The sequence below is a fragment of the Parvularcula lutaonensis genome, assembly GCF_014651915.1.
In the GTDB taxonomy this organism is placed as follows: domain Bacteria; phylum Pseudomonadota; class Alphaproteobacteria; order Caulobacterales; family Parvularculaceae; genus Parvularcula; species Parvularcula lutaonensis.
In genome coordinates this window covers 1-19,669 of record NZ_BMXU01000005.1, presented here as the reverse complement: position 1 = coordinate 19,669, position 19,669 = coordinate 1, and the positions used below count along the sequence as shown (strand labels likewise).

The 19,669-nt window shown below is 55.8% G+C and carries 18 protein-coding genes and 1 pseudogene; 6 read left to right on the top strand and 13 right to left on the bottom strand.

The window, feature by feature from the left end; all coding sequences use genetic code 11:
* Window positions 1–310 precede the first annotated feature (310 nt).
* Window positions 311–1,348 carry an ISNCY family transposase gene (locus tag IE053_RS14310; protein ID WP_229786266.1) on the top strand — a complete coding sequence of 346 codons (1,038 nt, stop codon included), beginning with the start codon at window positions 311–313 and terminating at the stop codon, window positions 1,346–1,348.
* Between the two features lie 78 nt (window positions 1,349–1,426).
* Window positions 1,427–1,555, top strand: coding sequence for a hypothetical protein (locus IE053_RS14610; RefSeq protein ID WP_268249074.1), 129 nt, complete (start codon window positions 1,427–1,429; stop codon window positions 1,553–1,555).
* On the opposite strand, the gene IE053_RS14305 is transcribed toward IE053_RS14610, so the two are convergent.
* Window positions 1,537–1,803: a hypothetical protein gene (locus tag IE053_RS14305; protein ID WP_189577307.1), complete on the bottom strand. Its 267-nt coding sequence runs from the start codon at window positions 1,801–1,803 to the stop codon at window positions 1,537–1,539. The genes IE053_RS14610 and IE053_RS14305 overlap by 19 nt on opposite strands.
* Window positions 1,804–3,293: 1,490 nt before the next feature.
* Here IE053_RS14305 and IE053_RS14300 point away from each other — a divergent pair.
* Window positions 3,294–3,611: a site-specific integrase gene (locus IE053_RS14300; protein ID WP_189577305.1), complete on the top strand. Its 318-nt coding sequence runs from the start codon at window positions 3,294–3,296 to the stop codon at window positions 3,609–3,611.
* Here the strand turns inward: IE053_RS14300 and tnpC are convergent.
* The 6 genes from tnpC to IE053_RS14715 all read right to left on the bottom strand — a co-directional run bounded on the left by tnpC (window position 3,595) and on the right by IE053_RS14715 (window position 12,257).
* Window positions 3,595–5,094 (bottom strand): IS66 family transposase, encoded by a 1,500-nt coding sequence (tnpC, locus tag IE053_RS14295; RefSeq protein ID WP_189577303.1) that lies wholly within the window; start codon window positions 5,092–5,094, stop codon window positions 3,595–3,597. The genes IE053_RS14300 and tnpC overlap by 17 nt on opposite strands.
* 73 nt (window positions 5,095–5,167) lie before the next feature.
* Window positions 5,168–5,527, bottom strand: a complete 360-nt coding sequence (gene tnpB / locus IE053_RS14290; protein ID WP_373302894.1) for an IS66 family insertion sequence element accessory protein TnpB — start codon at window positions 5,525–5,527, stop codon at window positions 5,168–5,170.
* Window positions 5,524–5,907: an IS66-like element accessory protein TnpA gene (gene tnpA / locus IE053_RS14285; RefSeq protein WP_189577301.1), complete on the bottom strand. Its 384-nt coding sequence runs from the start codon at window positions 5,905–5,907 to the stop codon at window positions 5,524–5,526. The genes tnpB and tnpA overlap by 4 nt, the downstream gene beginning before the upstream one ends.
* Before the next feature lie 631 nt (window positions 5,908–6,538).
* Window positions 6,539–6,784 carry a hypothetical protein gene (locus tag IE053_RS14280; RefSeq protein ID WP_189577299.1) on the bottom strand — a complete coding sequence of 82 codons (246 nt, stop codon included), beginning with the start codon at window positions 6,782–6,784 and terminating at the stop codon, window positions 6,539–6,541.
* A 34-nt stretch (window positions 6,785–6,818) separates the two neighbouring features.
* On the bottom strand, window positions 6,819–11,606 hold the full coding sequence (locus IE053_RS14275; RefSeq protein ID WP_189577297.1) for an RHS repeat-associated core domain-containing protein: 4,788 nt from the start codon (window positions 11,604–11,606) through the stop codon (window positions 6,819–6,821).
* A 252-nt stretch (window positions 11,607–11,858) separates the two neighbouring features.
* On the bottom strand, window positions 11,859–12,257 hold the full coding sequence (locus IE053_RS14715; protein ID WP_373302893.1) for a recombinase family protein: 399 nt from the start codon (window positions 12,255–12,257) through the stop codon (window positions 11,859–11,861).
* A 1,272-nt stretch (window positions 12,258–13,529) separates the two neighbouring features.
* Between IE053_RS14715 and IE053_RS14265 the strand changes: the two genes are divergently transcribed.
* Window positions 13,530–13,697, top strand: a complete 168-nt coding sequence (locus IE053_RS14265; RefSeq protein ID WP_189577295.1) for a hypothetical protein — start codon at window positions 13,530–13,532, stop codon at window positions 13,695–13,697.
* Between the two features lie 356 nt (window positions 13,698–14,053).
* Complete coding sequence (locus tag IE053_RS14260) at window positions 14,054–14,443, top strand: hypothetical protein (protein ID WP_189577293.1); 390 nt, start codon at window positions 14,054–14,056, stop codon at window positions 14,441–14,443.
* A 59-nt stretch (window positions 14,444–14,502) separates the two neighbouring features.
* Here IE053_RS14260 and IE053_RS14255 read toward each other — a convergent pair whose 3' ends face one another.
* From IE053_RS14255 to IE053_RS14240, 4 genes are all read right to left on the bottom strand, one after another.
* Window positions 14,503–14,826, bottom strand: a complete 324-nt coding sequence (locus IE053_RS14255; RefSeq protein WP_189577290.1) for a helix-turn-helix domain-containing transcriptional regulator — start codon at window positions 14,824–14,826, stop codon at window positions 14,503–14,505.
* A complete protein-coding gene (locus IE053_RS14250; protein WP_189577288.1) occupies window positions 14,804–15,151 on the bottom strand; it encodes a type II toxin-antitoxin system RelE/ParE family toxin in 348 nt (115 codons plus the stop codon). Before IE053_RS14250 ends, IE053_RS14255 begins: the two co-directional genes overlap by 23 nt.
* A gap of 740 nt (window positions 15,152–15,891) precedes the next feature.
* Window positions 15,892–16,806 carry a hypothetical protein gene (locus IE053_RS14245; protein ID WP_189577286.1) on the bottom strand — a complete coding sequence of 305 codons (915 nt, stop codon included), beginning with the start codon at window positions 16,804–16,806 and terminating at the stop codon, window positions 15,892–15,894.
* A gap of 25 nt (window positions 16,807–16,831) precedes the next feature.
* Window positions 16,832–17,452, bottom strand: a complete 621-nt coding sequence (locus IE053_RS14240) for a hypothetical protein (RefSeq protein WP_189577284.1) — start codon at window positions 17,450–17,452, stop codon at window positions 16,832–16,834.
* A 916-nt stretch (window positions 17,453–18,368) separates the two neighbouring features.
* Here IE053_RS14240 and IE053_RS14235 point away from each other — a divergent pair.
* Window positions 18,369–19,409, top strand: coding sequence for a DUF4344 domain-containing metallopeptidase (locus IE053_RS14235; RefSeq protein WP_189577282.1), 1,041 nt, complete (start codon window positions 18,369–18,371; stop codon window positions 19,407–19,409).
* Here IE053_RS14235 and IE053_RS14230 read toward each other — a convergent pair.
* Both IE053_RS14230 and IE053_RS14710 read right to left on the bottom strand, forming a co-directional pair.
* A pseudogene (locus IE053_RS14230) lies at window positions 19,327–19,566 on the bottom strand (integrase core domain-containing protein); the annotation flags it as partial. The gene IE053_RS14235 and the pseudogene IE053_RS14230 overlap by 83 nt on opposite strands.
* Window positions 19,567–19,586: 20 nt before the next feature.
* Window positions 19,587–19,649 carry a hypothetical protein gene (locus IE053_RS14710; RefSeq protein ID WP_373302895.1) on the bottom strand — a complete coding sequence of 21 codons (63 nt, stop codon included), beginning with the start codon at window positions 19,647–19,649 and terminating at the stop codon, window positions 19,587–19,589.
* Between the last annotated feature and the right edge of the window lie 20 nt (window positions 19,650–19,669).

Sequence of the window (19,669 nt, the reverse complement as noted above, 5' to 3'; positions counted from 1 at the left end):
GGGTCTCGTCAATCGAGGGGCTAGCGTGAGAGTGATAATGTGTATTACGACAACAGCTGAAACACTGCTAAGCGATTGATATAATTGACTAATTTGCGACAATAACAATTGTGCATTTTTGTGTTTGTAGCTGCCAAGTAAGACTGTCACCAGATAGCTAGATTGAAGTGTCATCTTGGCACCCGTTGTGACGGGAGCTTCGATGGCATGGCGTAGACGGTGACGATGAGCGAGCGCGAGCTGAAGCGGGTTGCGGTGGTGGCGCAGGTCGAGGACGGCGCGTCAGGCGGCGGGCGTTTTGGGACTGTCGGTGCGCCAGGTGCAGCGGCTGAAGAAGCGGATGGCCGAAGAAGGCCCGTCCGGGCTGGCGCATAAACTTCGCGGTCGGTCGTCGAACCGGAAGATCAGCCCACGGGTTCAGGAATGGGCACTCGGGTTGATCCGTGAGAAGTATGCGGATTATGGGCCGACACTGGCTGCTGAGACCTTAGAAGAAGTCCACGGCTTCAAGGTGGGTCGTGAGACGCTCAGGCGGTGGATGATCCATGACGGCCTCTGGCTGTCGCGCAAAGAGCGCAAGCGGTTCCAGCAGCCGCGCCTGCGGCGGGAGCATATCGGCGAACTTGTGCAGATCGACGGCTCGGAACACCGATGGTTCGAGGAGCGCGGCGCGCCCTGCTCGCTTTTGGTCTTCATCGATGACGCCACCAGCCGATTGCAGAAGCTCTGGTTCTGCGAAGCCGAGAGCACGTTCAGCTACTTCCAGGCCCTCGAAGGGGATTTGACCGAGCACGGAAGGCCCCTAGCCCTCTATTCGGACAAGCATTCGGTCTTCAAGCTGAACCGGCCCTCGAAGCGTTCCGGCGAGACCATGACCCAGTTCGGCCGGGCCCTGGCGGAGCTTCAGATCGAGATCATCTGCGCCGATACCAGCCAGGCGAAGGGCCGCGTGGAACGGGCGAACAGAACGCTCCAGGACAGGCTGGTCAAGGCTTTGCGGGCGGAAGGCATCTCAACCATCAACGAAGCCAACGCTTTCCTTCCCGGCTTTGTGGAGCGCTTCAATGCGAAGTTCGCGCGGCGTCCGGCCAAGGAGACGGACCTGCACCGCCCGCTAAGGCAGTCGGACAGGCAGCTCCGCGAGGTGCTCTGTCTCAAGATTCAACGCTATGTCGGAGGCCAGCTCACGGTGACCTACGACCGCAAGAAGATCATTCTCGACCCGGAGGGAACGGCCAAGGGGCTTGTCGGCAAGTATGTCGACATTCACCAGTACGCAGACGGATCGTTCAGCATCGTCTATGCTGGCGAAGCCCTACCCCACAAAATCTTCGACAACGCTCAGTAGCACGTCACCCACGCCTCCATCGTCGAGAACAAGAGGCTCTCGGCCGTCCTGCGCTACGTCAAGGACCCGCAGGACCAGATGCCGAAGCCGACGATCAAGCGCGCCAACCGAAAGAACGGCTACACCAAGACCGGCAAGAAGCCGGGCATTGCACCAGGGACGGCCAGGGAGAAGCGCGTTGAAACAGCTCAGACCAGCGCCAGATAGAAAGCTTCATTTTCAGCGACATGCTGCTCCAGCGCAGACTGGATATCATTGTCGGCGACTTCGGACATCACATCATGTGCGTCGGCTTCGTCTGGCCAGTGACGCTCAAGTGCATGCCAGCGTTCGCCCTGTGTCGTTGCGCGAAGTGAGACGCTGATCATACGGAGGATCGCCTCGAACTCAACGGCGGCTTTTGAGGCGCCCACAGCCCGGAGAGCGTAAGCGTCGATCCTATACAGCTGCATCATTTAGAGCCTCTTTATTTCAACCGATATTCTTACACTTCAAATGACCCAATAAACTTCATTGATCCATTTGGTCTTGCAATGTGTGCGGATAGTAGTTTGGATTGTGAGCAGGTGCACCAAGATGTAGAATTGGCACGGAGCGCTATTGACGATGTGCGAACTCGCATCTCGGATATTCAAGATGCACGTGCTAACGATCGGGATTTGACTGCAAGCGAACAGAGGGATTTAGACGACATTCAGTCGCTCTTTGGGGATGAGGGGACATCGGATGAGGGGCTGTCGAATCTGAGTGATCGTTTGGGAGACATACACTCAGAGTTAGGCGACATAGGCGAGGGAGCTATCATTTCCGGAGGTTCGTGCAGCCTTGGTCGAGCATGTATCAGAAAGAATAACGGAGGAAATGATTATATCGCTCTCGACGAAGGCTATATTGGCGATCCCAACTCTGACGATCGAGCAAGCACGTTAGTGCATGAGGGCGCGCATCTTGTAGGAATTGGGTCCGGGTTCAACGAACTGTATGGTCGTCAAGCGATAGAATCGAATATCCGAAGAGGCGGCACGAGCCGCGCACAGGCTGATGCATTTGCATGCTTAGTTTTTGAAACATGTTAGGTCGATGATATGCCTTTTATAAAGCAAAGTTTTTACGCTATTTCCTCTCTGATTTTTAGCGCCTGTTCCTCTGTCGAGCGTCCTGCTTCATTACCCCTTGGTCCCGCCCTGAGAACAGAGGCGCAACTTCTAGCCAACTCGTCGTATCTAGCTGTGCAGGTTGAGAATCCCCAAGGGATACCGATCTGCGTAGCATTTGAACACCTAGACATTGCGGGCGTAGACAAGTCGCGTCTGCTATTTTTCGATCTCGCGGGCGAGCTACAATCGGTGGAAGGGCGCAGGAGCTCACGTATGCTACAAAAGGCTGCGGTGCCAGTTACGCACGACGATGTCGTATTTTCGAGTGATGCAATGCCTGCAAAAGTTTCGCAGTTTTCATCTGTGTTCAAGGTGTTCCCGTACGTAGAATGCTCGCAATATACCGAAATTGGAATTGAGTTCCCGTCTGCAACAAACGTCATTAATTTACTGTCTTCGGAACTAGACAGGGATCCGCTTGATACATCTATACCTAATGAAGATCAGATAAGAGAGAAGCTTGAGCTACTGTTCCCAAGCTATTTCGGTAATGGTGGTCGGTTCTATGTAGTGTCATACCGGCTGAGTGAGCGTGCAGCGCCAAGCGAGTAGAGTCACAAGCTGTAGATTGTACGCTTGTGTAGGAAATTCCTTTGGACTTTCGTCGGGTCGGTACCCAGTCAGCTTATTGAGCCGCCCACTATGCAGCCACCACAATCGGACTCGGCCTCGCCAGGAACGTCTTTCATACCCATGCCGTCGGCGCCAAGGCATGAGCCCCGCTCACCTGCCAGGTCTAACAGCTATCGTTTGCCACCGTCCGTAGGCGGCTCTCGTCGTGGAAGAGGGTGGCGCAGGTTCGGGGACATGAGGATACGCTCAGCGGCCCGGTCATCCGCCAGACTCTCACCGCCGGAACCAAAGCCTCGTCCAAGCCGGAACACCGTAAAGCCAAGAAGCCGATCGTGAGGTCCGTCCTCGACCAGATCGTCGGCGAGGATGGCGATCTTCCGAACGGCAAGCTGTCGTTGAGAGAGCTCCGGGACCGGACGATCCTGCTGGTCGCGTTCGGCACCGGCGGCCGTCGCCGGTCGGAGATGGGACAGCTCCTGATTGAGAACGTTTCTGGTGAGCGTCCGGCTGGGACCATCAGTCTTCCGGCTTGAAGCACCAAGGCAGCAGCTCATCGACCCTATTCACCGGATGGTCGGCGATGCGTGTGAGGACGTCGGTGAGCCAGGCTTGGGGGTCGACGCCGTTGAGCTTGGCGGTCTCGATCAGAGTGTAGATCGCGGCAGCGCGTTCGCCGCCGGCGTCGGACCCCGCGAAGGTCCAGTTTTTCCGTCCGACGGCTATACCCCGCAGAGAGCGTTCCGCAGTGTTATTATCCAACTCGCATTCCCCATTCTCGAGGTAGCTCCGCATACGCTTCATCCTTCCGAGCGTGTAGCGGATTGCTTTGGCCAGTTCACCCTTGCCGGGCAGCTGGAGTATGCTCTGGTGCAGCCAAGCTTCGAGGTCGTCGAAGACCGGCTCGGCCTTTTCCTTGCGGATGGCAACACGGGTCGCAGGGCTCTTGCCGCGGGCTTCTTTCTCGACCGCATAGAGCTCCGCGATGCGCTCGATGGCTTCTTTGGCGATGGGTGAGCCGGTGCTCTTTGCGATATCGAACAGCTTCCTGCGGGCATGCGCCATGCACGCGACCTCGATGATTTTCTTGCCGTAGATCTTGTCGTACCCGCCGTAGCCATCAGCGTGCATGAAGCCTTCGAAGCCGCGAAGGTGATCCTTTGGCCTCTCGCCCTTCCGGTCCGGTGAGTAGCGATAAAACGCTGCCGGTGGTGCCGGTCCTGCCCATGGTCGCTCGTCGCGGACATAGGTCCACAGCCGCCCAGTCTTGGTTCGGCCTCGACCGGGATCGAGAACCGGGACGGGCGTGTCATCGGTGAAGAGCGCTTTGCCGCCCAATGCGTGCTTCCCGATGGTATCGACCAAGGGGCGAAGCAAGCGAGAACACTGTCCGACCCAGTCGGCCATCGTTGAGCGGTCAAGATCAACGCCTTCGCGCCCGGAGATTTGCGACTGGCGATACAGCGGCAAGTGATCCGCGTACTTCGACACCAGAACATGAGCCAGAAGGCCTGGTCCCGGCATACCCCTGACGATCGGCAGGTTCGGCATCGGCTTCTGGGCGATCGCTCCGCAATCTCTGCAAGAGAGCTTCGGGCGGACATGACGGTGCACCACGAAGCGTCCGGGGATGTAGTCCAACACCTCACGAACATCCTCGCCGAGGTGCCTCATCGGCTTGCCGCAGTCCGAACAGATGCTCTCGGGCTCATGAACAACGTCCTCGCGCTGCAGATGCTCGGGTAACGGCTTGCGCTTCGGCTTCTTCTTTGGGTCAGCGCTCTCTGAAGAGGCAGGGTCGTTCGACGAGGCTGATGCGCCAGCTTCTGCAGCTGTCTCTTCAAGATCCTCGATGCCGAGTTCAAGCTGATCGAGACCCTCGCTCTTCGATCCGAAGCGATGCCGCCTGAGCACCGCGAGCTGATGCTTCAGCTTCTCGATCTCGAGCGCCTGGTGGACGACCAGACCCTGCAAGGCCCCGACGTCTTCGGGCAGATCGGAGGGCGGCTTCGTCGGCATACGCAGCACCTGAAGCGCTTCGCCCCCAATGGGAATCAACGATGTCAAAGAGCAAGGTGACGAAGCGGTGAGGCTACACCACCCGGGTCGGCTGGCGAACCGCGGGCGGCACCCGTGTCAGCCGCCAGTCGATACCGTCGAGGAGCGTTGCGAGCTGGGAGCCCGAGATCGAGACCTTCCCGTCCTTCGCGCGTGGCCAAACGAACGATCCCTTCTCGAGGCGCTTGTAGTACAGGCACATGCCCTGGCCGTCCCAGAAGAGAACTTTCACCCGGTCCCCCGACCTACCCCTGAAGACAAAGACGTGCCCCGAAAGAGGGTTCTCCTTCAGCACCGTCGCCGCCTGAGCACTCAGCCCGTCGAAGCCGCGGCGCATGTCCGTCACTCCAGCGGCGAGCCACACTCTCGTGCCAGGAGGGAAGCTCAGGCTCACGAACGCATCGCCTTCATCAGGGCCGCGATCCTCTTCACTGGGGTCTCCGCAGGTAGGGACAAACGGCAGCCGTCGGGGAAGCTGACCTCTATCCGTTCAGTGGCCGACGGCCCCGTCACCGGCTTCGGCTCGGAGGCGGATGACGCAGTGCCGATCTCGACGGGAAGAAACGATCGAGCCGGTTCCGGCAGCTCAGCCGCGAACTTCTTCCGCCATGCGTAGATCTGCGCCGGATCGACTTCGTGCCGCCGACCGACCTCCAGCACCGTCACGTCCCGGTCGTAGCTCTCTTCAACGATCTGACGCTTCAGCTCATCCGGCCAGACACGCCGGCGCTGCCCCTCAATGATGACATGCCCTTCCAAACCGAGACCTCGCAAGTTGCACAGGAGAACTTCTCCTGACTACTCACACTCGCTCAGACCTCGGAAGGCGGTGATGCCCGGACGCTAACCGGAGAGCTTTGAGAACCTCATCAGCCTCAAGATCGTAGGAGCTCGTCAAGAAGGCGTTATAGCCGCCGTTCTGTACCATTCCCCAAGCCAGCGCGGCGACTGCGGCTACTCTTTTAGGGTCATTCGGTTCGAAGGTTTCATACTGGATGCTGTTCGTTACAAAGTTGTTCCAGGCGTCACTGTTCATACCAACTGTCATTTCGTCGACCTTCTCGCTCGTCGCCGAGGCCAATCTCAGAGCGCGGCTGCCGCCGCGGTCTATCTTTTGGGCGCGCCGGGGGCGCGGCGCCGACTCCCATGGAGGGTCGGCGCACGCCCTGATCCTCTGCGCCGTTCGCCAGCCCGAGCGACACTTCTAAATGGCTGAGACCACAACAATTCTACCGGTGGACAACAGTGTTTGTAGGGGGGTGGATTCAAATCTAAAGTGCGAATTTCGAGGCGTCATGTGGCTTTGTGGTGAGATGCGGAGCCTGGTTGATTTCCCAATGGTGATCATCCTGTTTGCGAGTTCGGATGCCACACCCAAATAAGGAACGACGTATTATACCGATAATCAGGAGCGTCGAATTAAGAGAAAACACCCTAGGGCAAGAAGCGTCACCCCCGCCCAGAAAAACAACGAAATCGATGGAATTATTGGCGAAATAGCCAGCTTGATAAACTCAAACCAGTAATCGTTTTGTACATTGATGCCAATTCTTTCTTGTTCACCAGCAAGAGTTGTTGATACAGACAACCAAACCCATAGAAAACTCAATAAAGACAAGACAATCAAGAAAACAGCGGACAGTCGCTTCACACCATATCCTCCATCAAATCAATTCACACTGTTTCTAGCATCCCAAACGGGTTGCGACCCCGCAACCTCCAGAAGAAGCAGACGATATTCTTCCTGCAGCTTCTATTTCAAATGATCCTAGATACTCAACATCGTACTCAGAGGCGCCAGAGGCGGCAGCCGCACGAGTAGCAGCTTCTGAACCCGCCGCGCGCTCTCCTGCTGGCTTCGAGTTAAAGTCAAACTCTTCTCTGGTTCCTGTTATCGTTCCACTGAAACGCCACTCATTGCCATTAACAGTCAGTGTACCCTCAAGCGTGAATGTTGCTTGCCCAACACCAACAACGCCGGTCTGCAACCCCCCTAGAGTGGTGCTGATCTGTTGCGGGCTCCCCGTTCTCTGGGCCTCTGCAATTGCCCGTGAGAAGCTACCAGCATCTCCGCCGTCTGCCGATCGGAGAATGCGCCCTTCGGCTTGTGAAATAGATCTTGGATGGCGCGAGATATCGAATTGCGCAGGTGCCCCACCCCCGAAAATCGAATGTCGAACCAAGCCACTTGATCTTCTTATCTGCGTTACTGATTCATCATATCTAGGATCAGAACTTGCCCCTTGTATTCCGACAATCCTGCAACCTGGTGAGGCCGCGGAAACAGCACCACCACGAACTGAGCACCTACCTGACGGATCAGTCGCATTTACTGGATCATTTTTCACATATGCATATCTATTAAAGTATCTGGGGCCGGCAGCCATGAAGCCGACTGAGTCCGATGATAAGAATCTAGCCGTGACGGGATTGTAAAACCTAGCCTGAGCATAAACGAGGCCTGTGGCCTGATCCCATACATGCCCTGTAAACCCAGTCTCATCTTGGTTTCCGGCCGGGTTATTCCGGACCTCACCAAACGGCGTGTAGCTTTCTCGCCAGGTAACGAAACCAAGATTGTCCGTAGCTGCAGAAGCGCTTCCTAGGTGGTCCGCATGGGTCCAGGTGAAGGCACCGGTTTCGCTGAACCGTCCCACCTTATGCGAACCCATCGTGATGTAATCCGTGCTCTTGCCCGTCGTCACGTTGTCCCGGAACAGCAAAGTACCTTCGAGGCCGTAGACGGAATAAATGGTCTCTCCCGCGAGAACCTGTTTAACCCGGCGCCCATGAGCATCATAGACAAACGTGCCAGATGCACCCCCGGAGATCACGGAAACTTGCTCAGAGCGGTCATAGACAAAGCCGTGTACACCATCATTGGTGATGTTGCCGCGCGCATCGTATGCTTGGTTTCGCCAGACATTGCCGGAAGCGGTATCGCGATATCGCGCGAGCCGACCCGATCCATTGTATTCAAGCGTCACCGTCCGTGAACCGAGCGACTTTGAACGGATATTGTTGAGAAGATCGTAAGTGAAGCTGCCGGAACCCCATGGCCCTGCAGCCGTCAAAAGGCGCCCTAATGCATCATAGGTGTAGGACCGATTTTCGCCGCTCACCACATGGTCAGTGATGCCAGTCACCCGCCCCACGGCATCGTGACCGTAACTGAACCGAAGCCTAGAACTCGAGCCTGCCGCGACCTGCATGCTCGTCATTTGCTGCCGTGCATTGAAAGTCGCCTGGTAGGCAAGGCCGTTGGAGTAGGTTGCCGAAGCTAATTGCCCAGACGCATGGTAAACGCCGGACCCTGCATAGTTGGTCCCGCTCACACGGGCCCTCGTCGGCTGTCCATGGCCGTTGGGACCAAAATCTATACCTCGGCCTGCTGGTGTGAACCGGCCTACCAGTCGATCGTTCGCGGTGAAGCTATAGCTGCTCGTATACGTACGGCCATCGATCGTCAGCGTCTCAGCAGTCTTTCGGTTCATCGTATTGTAAGCATAGGTCCAAATGGCTGAACCTCTTGCAGCACGGGTGAGGTTGCCATTGTTGTCATAGTCGAAGTCGATGTCGGGACTGGCATCGGGGAAGTTGATCGTGTCCACTCGTCCGAGAACATCAAAACTTGTGAGAACACGGCGTGAAGAGTTGAGGCTGGCGCACCCAGAACCGCTGTTGGCCCCACGCTCACCTCCCGTCATCTGGCCTACAGCATCATACTCATAGAGTGTATGGCCTGACTGTGGCGTCACGTGGCGGCAGATCCGCCTTTGAGAATCGTAAGCCCATGTCTGGGTTTCATCCACGGTAAACCCGGAATGCGAACCATGTTGTCGAGCTGATAAAAGATAACCGAGTACGTCATAGGTCATATCCGTCCTGAGACCCAGCGGATCATCAATACGCACTAATTCACCATCATGAGGATCACCCCAACCTGACCGCCACGTGGTAGTTGCATTCCCCTCGGCATCAGTCACCTGGACTCTATTGTCCGAAAGATAACTGGTCACAACCGTAGCAAAAGGCGCGACCGTTTCTTGTACTTGAACGGTTCGACCGAGCCCGTCGTAAGTGGTGTTTACCCCATCTGGCGCACTTTGCGCCGCTGAAGGGAAAGATGTGAATACCGTTCGGTTGAGGGCGTCATACTCAAAGCGGTGATATACCGGTGCCCCCCCGCCGGAGCTTACCGTTTTGGTCTCAAGCGTCGGTCGCAGCATCGCGTCATACGCAACAATAGTTCTCTTTGTGCCGTAAGTGATGGTCTGTGTAAGACCCGAACCAAGGCCCGTGTAGGTAAGCGTAGTATCGGCATAGCCACTGGGGCGGTTAATGAGGGTAAGCCTTCCCGCGCCATCATAGCCGTAAGTGATGGTGGTTCCGCGTCCATCGGTTTGGCTGGTCAGTTCACCGAAATTATTGACTGCTCGTGACAGAACGACACCATCCGGACGGGTTATTGATTGAGGCGTACCTCTTTTCCAATTGTTCAGACTAACTTGGCGATTCAACGCATCCTTGAACCAGGCCATCGAACCCTTCTGTCCAGTTCCTGTATGATACCCGAAAGTTGCAAAGAGCGATCCATATCGATCCTCTCGCGTCAGCCTGCCAAAGCTGTCGTATATGTTGGACTGAACGAGTATGCCGCCTTCCTGGATTGTGGCTGGAAGGGCCAAAATCCAGTGCCCAAGTCGATTCGTATACGAGGTCTGAGTGGTTTGTGACCCCGACTGCAATGTACTGGAGCGATTTTGTAAAGTGGGCTTCCCAAAACTGTACGAACTGGAGGATTGGTTCGTCTCGTAGGTTAAGCCTGTTGTGTAGGTCTCACCACCTTGGCTGAGTATCCGTTGTACTGGATGCCTTGGCGCTTCAAGGGTCGCGGGGTTGACGTTCCCCATATAGCTGTTGCCGAGCTCCGCTTCGACCACGTGAGAAAACGTCGTATGCTGAAGCTGTGTAGAGCCTGAATAGACACCGCGGCTGCTGATCAAGCCCTGAAGGTTGGTCTTGGTGTGGAAGTACTCCCGCGTCCGGGTTCCTTCGGGATCAATCACCTGCCCCCATTTAAGCGATGCTGCAGGTTGGCCATCCACATGACCAGCATAAGAGTAAGACCAGGTCGAGCTTGGATATCCTGAGCCGGACAGAGTCTTCGAGATGACCGACATATGCTCATAGTACGGAACTTGCCCGCAATACTGTGTCGGGCGCAGATCGGAAGTGAGCGGGTTGTCCCCCAACAGATGTCGGGTCTCACGGGTTACAAAGGTGCCCGTCATACCATCTGGATGCGTGACCGTCAGCGTCTGGTCGCCCTGATTTTGGTTACAATTCGCAGCAACCTGGAAACCAATGCCTTGTAGGGAGAAGGACCAATTTCGCCCATCAGGTAGTGTTACCGCTGAAAGGCGGGGCTTCGAAGAAATCGAAGTATTGTATGTGTAAGTCCAAGTTCTTCCGTGCGCGGAAGCCGATGTGATTTTACCGACGCCGTCACGCTGAATGGTGATCTCACGGCCGTCGTCCGCATGGATACGCGTGACGCGCTTATCCGAGTTGTATTCATAACGAACCCATGCACCGGAGGGGTTGCGGATCTCCGAGGGGTACAGCTCTGCGCTGACCCGCCCTAGGTCGCTTTGCATAGCGCCGCCGCTCCAAAGGAACGAGACGGGAAGCGCATGCTCTGCCCTCACGGCAAAAACATCAAAGACATATTCGATGCCATCTGGTGACGTTGCCAAGAAGCCCGTGCCGCCACCTGCGCGGTTGATGCAATCGTAAGTCCAATAGCCCGTCGAAACGCGATCTGTACCGGCGGGCCAGTTGACACCCGTAGGCTGCGACAGAAGGGTCTCTGTGCCAACGCCAGGGACCGACATTTTGACGCCGTCAGACCACTCCCAAGCCTCAATGATGTCAGAACCGGAACGGGTGTTGTCACCAAAAGCCATGGAAACGCGCCCGTAAGGAACCGCGCTGCAGAAATTGAACGTGGACGGGATTGGGGTCCAGCTTCCGTAATCATGAATGCGGATGAATTCGATCTTGGGAATAGCCAGCTGCCAATCCGAAAAATCATCCGTCAACGATGCACTAACGGTGAAGGAATCCAAATGAGCGTAAGGTTCACTTTGATCAATGGTTCGGCGAAGCTCAACCGGCAGGTCCGAGTTGCCCGGAAGCGAGATATCCACCTGTTCGAAAGTCAATGCGCCCGTGTTCAGATCAATCCGATCTCCCAAGAGATCCAGCCCATGAGCCGTCAAACGCTCATCGACATTCTGGCGCTCGATGTACTTGAGCGCAGGAACAGCATCACCAGAAACTGTTGAGCCTCCACCTCCTCCACGCTGCGCAAAAGCATCGGAAGTTGCGAAGGAACCAACCGCTATCAATAAGGAAGTGGAGAGGATGCGAGACACGCTCGCCAAAACGGCGTCGAAGGGAGCGGGCATGAAAATCGTCCAGAAATCAGCTTACTTTTTCTTACACGTCACCTGAAGTCTGGAGATGGTCAATGATGATTTGCAGTCACATGATTGTCATTTAAGTGGCTTGTTACTTCATCAGTCGGCTGATCGTTGCTGCCGACACGTTGTATTCAAGTGCCATCGCGGCTTGCGCTTCTCCGGTCGCCACACGCTCTCTGATCCGATCAGCTTGGTAAGAAGTGAGAACTCTGCACCGTCCCATCTGCATACCACGCCCTACGGCCGCCATTCTCTCCTCGCGGGCACGCTTGACGATGCACTCGCGCTCGTCCTGCGCGAGGGCGCACAGACAAGTGAGAATACCTTCCCCATAACCAAAGTGAGAACACGGAACTCTCGGTCGAGCACGCGGACTAGCGCCCCGCGATCGTCGATCCTTTGCAGGATGTTTATCCTATCCATCTTTGAGCGGGTCGCATGGTCCCATTCGGCGATCACCAGCACGTCTCCAGTGCCGAGGGCATCGATGGCCTTCTCAAGCTCGGGACGACCCTTGAGACTCTTCCCTGACGCTTTCTCGCGGAAGATGGTCTCAATCCCCTCGGCGCGAAGGGCCGCGATCTGACGATCGAGGTTCTGGCCGGCTGTTGAGACGCGCCCGCATCCGATTTCCATCTTTCAATCACGCCAGATTGGCAAGAACTTTTGAAAGGGAAATATGAAAGCCCCCTACCCCGCATGAAATCAGGCCCCAGGCTCATCTTTCAAAAATAGTGATTTTTGAAAGGTCGAAGACGCACATTTGCTGCGGCTCGAGTCGGCGTTTTTTAAGACGCCTGACCCGAAGGCGGCGCGTCTATTTCAGGCGCTTGCGGTCGGTTTCGAAGGTCGTCCGCTCCTGCTCAAAAGCACCCCAGAGAAGTCGATTACGCGTGTGCGTGAGGCAAAGGCGATCGCTGTCGCATTCGACCTCTTGCTTCCGCGTTCGCCTCCCAAAGACACTCATCAGAGCACGGAGAACGGGGACAAGAAGCGCCCAGGGGAAACCTTCCATGGCATCCTCCTGAGTGGTTGGGCCTACCGGCCATACAAAAGCCGCCCACGGATCGGTCCGGGGCGGCGTGTTAGGTCGCTAAAGCGACCATCGTCACCAGCTGGTCGCTGGCGCGAATGAGAAGAGGATTAGGTTTCCTCTGCGATCGTAGAACTCACATTTTGGGCAGGCTTCGCTCCCACCCCCGAAGACACCCGATCGGGCTTAGCTCCGAGCGCGACACCGGGCACCACACTGCACTCAGGCCAGGGCTCGCAAGCGTCAATTGGGTCTCAATGGGACCGGGCGTGAGTCACACAGCCTATACGGAAGTGACCCCGGTTTCCATGGATCGTCAAGTAGATGTTTTGGTTTAAGACCCAGACATACTCCACTCCAGCACTCCGAGTGCCGTGTAAGGACTTATCTCAGAGCACGCGTCCCGCCGGGCTGCACGATCCCAAAAAGGGCAGAACCTCAGTCGCGGACAACCCCAAGTGTCGGAGCATAAATTGATCAGAGGGTGTTTTTGGCCAAACGTCAAGCGGAGGAGACCCGTGCCGAGGCCTTCGAGAAATGAGGGGTACCGAGATATCAGGAAAGCTCCGCACTTGCCCACAAAGCGCCGTATAAGGACTTACCCCTGCGAGTGCATCCGGCGGCCGACGGGACAAGGCCACGGCACGCGACCCGGTAATGCGTTCGATTATGGACGCATGGCTCAAACCAAGAGCGATTTGGCCCCATGGTCAATACTCCACCCCCGCTTCTCTTTCGGCGGCGAAGCGAGAGCCCCTGAGCCAAGGCTTGAGGCCTGCCGAATCGCGAGGAGCAGTTGGTCGAAGACTGGCCAAACTTTCCGCATGCGCTAAGCGTAGCGCATGTCGAACATAGCCAGCCAGCTTACCCTAGAAATGCTCGAGATCACCAAAGAACAGGCTCTTGAGTTGATGAAGCTTTTGCCGGAATCAGAAGAGGGAGCGCCGTCAGAAAATGGACCAGCGGCTGAGCTGGTATGCGCCCTCGACCAGTTGCAGGCCGGTTACTGCTCGATGATCTTGATCAAACGAAAGTCGGGATAGCTGCTGAACCCGCACGATCCATTGACCGGGCATGTTTGCTACTCTCGCATCAACAAAGAGAAGCCGATCCTGATCACGACGCCTGCGGAGTGATCCGCATCGCGATCCCATCCTAAAAATCAAACCCCCTGTGCCTCCCCCGATCATCGGGGGAGCTCGCCCTCGAAGCAAAAGCTTAGCGACCGAAACGGATAACAAGCTAAAAAGCGGCGCGCATGGCCGCTGCCGAATGAAGGACGAGGCCCAGCGTGAATCGTATCCCCCTGCCCATCCAACTGTAGGAAATTTGCAGAATTGAAGTTCAACTCTTCCCTATAGGGACATGACTATCCGGATGCAGCAGGCGAAACTCCACCATGAGCGACCCTCTTTCAGAAAGTCCCGTTGTTATTTGGAGCACACTGGGCATCGCCGTTTTTGCCACCATCGTCGCGTGTTTAGGGATCGCTTTTCAGTACCTCGCGTGGCGACGAACACGGATCAAGCTGTCCGCTCAGATCGCGCTGATAGGAGACCGCGCTGAAGGTCACCGAATACACGTACACAACCTTTCGCAGAATCCGGTGATCGTTGAGGATTTTGAGATCGAGGAAAGCACTCGAGATGGTAAACCCGTGAGCGTCGCCAACCGTGGATGGGCAATGGATCTCATGGGGGTCCGAATTGACGCCCATGATACATGGTCCGTGTGCCTCAATGAAGATCATTGGTTCGCATACAAAGACGGGGCCACGCTCGAGCTTTGACTGTGGCTGGCTGGAGAGCCAGGAAAGAAGACCCTGCCGCTCAGGCAAGCAGTTCCTCTCTAGGCCAAAGCCTTGCGAAGCTCAGCTCCAGTGCCTTTCTCCTGAGCCCTCAGCATCTTCACGATTTTCGAGAAGTTCTCGCTGCTGGGATTTCCCTTGACGCTCAGCATACGCATCAGACTGGGCGCAGGAATACCCGTCAGTGCAGAAAGCTTCTGAAAACCCAACGTCGCGTTGACATAGTCGCGAAGCGCTAGCTGCGCGTCGATATGTTGACCATCGCAAAAAAGCATGACGCCCTCCTGGATCAGGCCGCGTCGGAAAGACGGGTCTTTGCTAGCCCGCTCCTTGATCGAGTCGTCAAAACTCCGTGTCAGTGCCATCGCTTAGTTCCTTTCGTTCCTTGTAGTCACTCCATCGTTGTTGCGCTGCTTCGATATCTACCGATTGCCGCCTCTTGGTTCCACCTGCGAGTAGAATGATGAGGGTGTCGCCATCGCGGCCGAAGTAGATCCGGTAGCCAGGGCCGAAGGTCAAACGACGTTCAATCACGCCTTCACCTACGCCCTTGTGATCGCCTAAGAGCCCCTGCTCCATCCGTCGAATGGCGGTTCGGACGCGGTTTGCCGCTTGATGATCCAAGCTTCCAAACCAATCAGCAAAAGGGCTACTGTCGGTTTCATCTGTGTACTCTTCAATCTGAAACACTTCGCACTATAACACATATGTTATAGGAGGTCAACTCTCTTCGAGGGATTTTGACCAGTCGCGAGGTCGGAAATGAACCCTAGAGCTATCTGATATTGGCCACCCGCAATGCGCCGCCAGAACCGGTGAAACCAAGGGGAGCAAGTGGATTTTTTACATTCGTTTACAGCCACATAGACCGTGGAAAAGTCGCATGAAAAACCCGTTGCACAAACACCGCTCGATGTAGCACAAAACCGTTGCCGCAATGAATTGTGCAGCACTGCACTAGGTCGTTGTGCCATGATGCGGCAAGAAAAAGGTCCGGCCGAAGGCGTCCCTTCGAACCGGACCACACCTGCTACCAACAGATGCGTGAGACACCGGACGGAACACCCGGCCGGGCTCACGCTTTATCTTTAAAGCATCACAGCCAGACCCGGAAAGCGCTTGTTTTCCACTTACAGGTTCTTACTTCGCTCCCCCTGCCCTTTCCGGCTCGATTTGTCGGCCAGTCAAGGAAAGCCCCTGTCCAATCGCTCCGAACCGACGCAAGCGATCTTCCAGGCATTCGGGGGCTTTGATGCGTGAGGCAGCTGCTTCACTGGCGGCTGCGCGGATATGCTGGCGCTGCTCGTGGGCGCTCATGCCCTCCCATAGTGCAGAATCCTCGCGGTTCGGAAACACAACCGGGGTGAAAATCCTACCCGGCGATTTGGGCTTCTGAGATCGCGCGAAACCCTGAGCAAAAACGAGCCTTTTCAAGGTGCCGCCCTGTTATCGGGATGAGCCGCGACCTTCGTTGTCATTCTTCGAATCTCGTGAGCGATCTCGATAAGCCGATCAGCATCGATTTCACGGCCTTCGTTCCGCGCGATCTCAAAAGCCCGTTCGCAAGTCTCGGCATCCCGTTGAGGAGAGCTTCCCAGATAAGCTGATATTGCGCTCCTAACCGGCAAGGCTGCCTCGAAAGGGGATAGACCGCCGCGCTCCGAAAACGCCTGTCGTATGGCGCGTTCAAATTCCTCGGCGGGCAACGTCGCCGGCCTGTCGAAACCTACGACGCAGGCCCCCTCCGCGACCTCTGCCATTCCTTCAGATAGCATTGTAAATCTGGCCCCACTGATTAGCGAGACGACGCTTCCACGGAGGTAGGCCTCTTCAAACACAAAGTGCATAGCTTCGTGCACGAATATCATCGCTGCATAGGGTTCCCACCCCTCTTCCCAGCCGGAATACGCCGGTATTTCAATCCGGCCCAATCCCTTACCGAGCCACCATGATTTAAAACCAATGGTTGGATCGTGTATGAGCACGAGCTTTCTTTCAATACCTGCAAGGGCACTTATACTAAGAGCGTCTGTGTCATCGACGAATGCTATGAATTCTGCGCACTGCGGCTTACTGGTTACCGCAATTTCGGTTCCATCATTAGATTGGCCGCACTGGTACAAGTCTCTAAGATGAGCGTGAGACTGAATGTCGTGAGAAGTAAAACCTGATGCAAAGAAGTAGCCGAAAGGAATCTTTTTCGACGTGACTCCAGTTCCTATATAGAATTCAGATTGCTTCCCAGGCCCCTCTTCTACAGTCCTTTCAAGTGTCGAGCAACCACTCGCCGCAAGAGCGACGAGTGGAACTAATATAGATCGCAGTGACCCAATTCGATAGTTCATAAGCGATCAAATCCTAAAACTAGTTTTAAGGACAAATATTGATATTTCCAAATTCATCAAAGCAAGGCGAACCAACCGGGAACTGGTTCTCTACATAAATACTCGTAGCTCCTCTCTCCAAGACTTGTCCCTGATAGACCGTTTCCACATCCAGTATCTGCCAACCTGCCTGCGGGTTAGGAATATCGACGGCACCCGAGACAACGATATTCGTGATGCTTCCTGGCAAAGCATCGACAAACGCATCAACCGCAGCTGGGTTAGCAATTGTGAGAATATCATTGACTTCGTTGAGATCGAAGGTCTGCTCCGAATGCTTCAAGCTCTTCTGCCAAGCCGTAATCGTTACGGTCGAATTCGAGCCAATGTCGAAAGTCGAATTGCTTAAATCGAACGAAACGAAACTGAAATCTGCATTGTTGACTTGCGCCTCTACCGACGACGTCCGGTACGTCGTCCCTGTTGGGAAGTCCATGGACTGCAGGAATCCCGCTTCAAACGGCTCTCCTTGCCTTCTGATTTGGGGATTATCTGAGTCGTAGGTCGAACAACGTCTATTGTAACACACTTCGGTCTGAACTCTGCACCCTGCGATGCTGGCCGCGACGAGGGCAATCAACCCAATCTTAGTCAGTGTTCCCGCCATATGGTCCTCCGTAGTTTTGGCGTAAGCAAACTGATCTATTCGAGGGGTATGACAAGCGTTTTTCGCATGTTACTTTACCACGATCGCCAACTAACTATAACAATCCGATAGTTACATCGCTACCTTGCCGTTCGTGTGGCGCCGGGCTGCTGATCGAAGGCTTGGCAACAGGACCTTATTATTCCGTGCTCGGAGCAGGCCGGTAGTCGATAGGGTTCGCGTTGTGGAGAATTTTGATCCCGTTGCGGAGGCTATCCTCAATGGTGCCTTCGTAGAGTGCCAGAGTAAGAGTGAGGCTGGTCGTTTTCCCGCGGACCTCTGAAAATCAACGGTCTTTGTTGTCTCGACCACGCGGTAACTCAGTTGCGCAACCGGTAGGATCCCCTCGCCTGCCCTGTCGGCTCGAAGCGAAATCGTCGTTTCGGCTCCAGTCGCCCTTGGCGTAACCGGTCACAAAATTTTTCGTCGCCGGACAGCGATTGGTCGAAAACTCGACTGCGTCGGGTGTCATCTGGAGAAAAAAGAAGCATACTGAGTATGCGTTTCACTCACCTATTTCACCCAATGGGAAGGAATTCAGGTCGTGAGGGTCTGATTTTCGGAGCCGCTTCGCGCATGGACGTCTCGATGACGGCGATGGTTCTGATGCCAAGGGGCCGTAGGCCCGCCGAAGGCGGCTTGCCCTTGGGATCAGGTTCTCGCTGGCATAGGCCATGCTCCCAAGCGAACGGCTTTCGTAAATCTGCTCCTTGGGGTTGGGCAGCCGAAGCCGAAATTTTTGGCGGTAGCGCGGTCGAAGATACATCTCGTCGACGATCCACGCAGCTGAGGACATCCTCGACTGCAGAAATTACAAGACGGTAGGACCAAAAAGTTCCATCCTCGCTGGACGTATCAGTCGTTCGAGTGAGGTCGTATGTTTCGTGTCGTTTCGTCGCTGCTAGCGCTGGGTCTTTCGGTGAGCTCCTGGGCCACTGCCAAGGTAACGGTAGCCGAGCGACAGCGGGTGCCAGTGCTCGAGGAAACGATCGTCGTTCAGGCAGGCTCGACGGCTCCGAGAAGCCTGAATCTGTCGCGCGGCGACATCGTCTACGCCGGCATCCGATTAAGCCCGCACTCGACGCCCGACCTCAGCGCTTTCATCTGCCCGAGACCGCAGTACGACGCCTATCTGAACGGAACGCAGCCCCAAGGCTGCAACGGCTTCTGGAAGCAAGAGAGCGGTGGGACGTTCCAGTTCGAAGCCCCGTACTCGGGCGAGTATGTGTTCTTCATCGACAACACCTTCTCGATGTTCTCGGAGAAGCACACCGCCTTCAATCTCTGGCTCGAGGCGAAGGTGCCAGACGAGATGCGGAGGGGTCTCGAGGGTGCTTTTCAGGAAGGGTACGATATGCTCGCGGAGGGACTGGAGTTCCCGCCCTTCGACATCACCATCGAACCCTGCGGTCAGATCAACGCGTTCTCTAACACGGCTACTGGCGACATCACTCTTTGCGGGGAGCTGTTCTTCGAAGCCGTCAAAGATCAAAACCAGGGGGCGCTGACGGGTATCTTCCTGCATGAGCTTGGGCACACGCTTCTGAACCTCTGGGGCCTACCGAACTACCAGAACGAACAGACCGTCGACGAGTTTGCGGCCGTGATGATGGTAATGGGCGACATGGAGGAGATGGCTGAACAGTACATCGCGTTCTTCGCTGGTTCGAATACGATGGCAGAAGCACAAGCGGCCGAAAGCGGTCACTCGCCTCATCCTTTGTCAGTACAGCGTATGCGGAACGTCGCACACATCATCGACCAACCCGATGAATACATCGCGCGCTGGCGTCCACTCATCTGGCATGCCCCCATCGGGTGGTCCGGTTTGATTGTTAGTGCATTGTCGGCCTCTGGTCCATTGGAACGACGCTCTCCGGTGCGGGTGGCCGATATCCCAGAGCGCTATGCGGCCTGACCGTGTTGTAGTGGACGCGCCATTGCTCGATCAGGATTTGTGCCTCTCGCAAGCTGTAGAAGATTTCGCCGTTGAGCAGTTCATCGCGGAACCGGGCGTTGAAGCTCTCGCAATACCCGTTCTCCCAGGGTGATCCTGGCTCAATGTAGGCCGTTTGTATCCGTCCGGTGATGACCGTTAAGCTGGACTGAAGTGCCAGGGCAGCAGCTCGTTGATTCGGTTGATCGGGTGGTCGGCGATCCGTGTCAGGACGTCTGTTA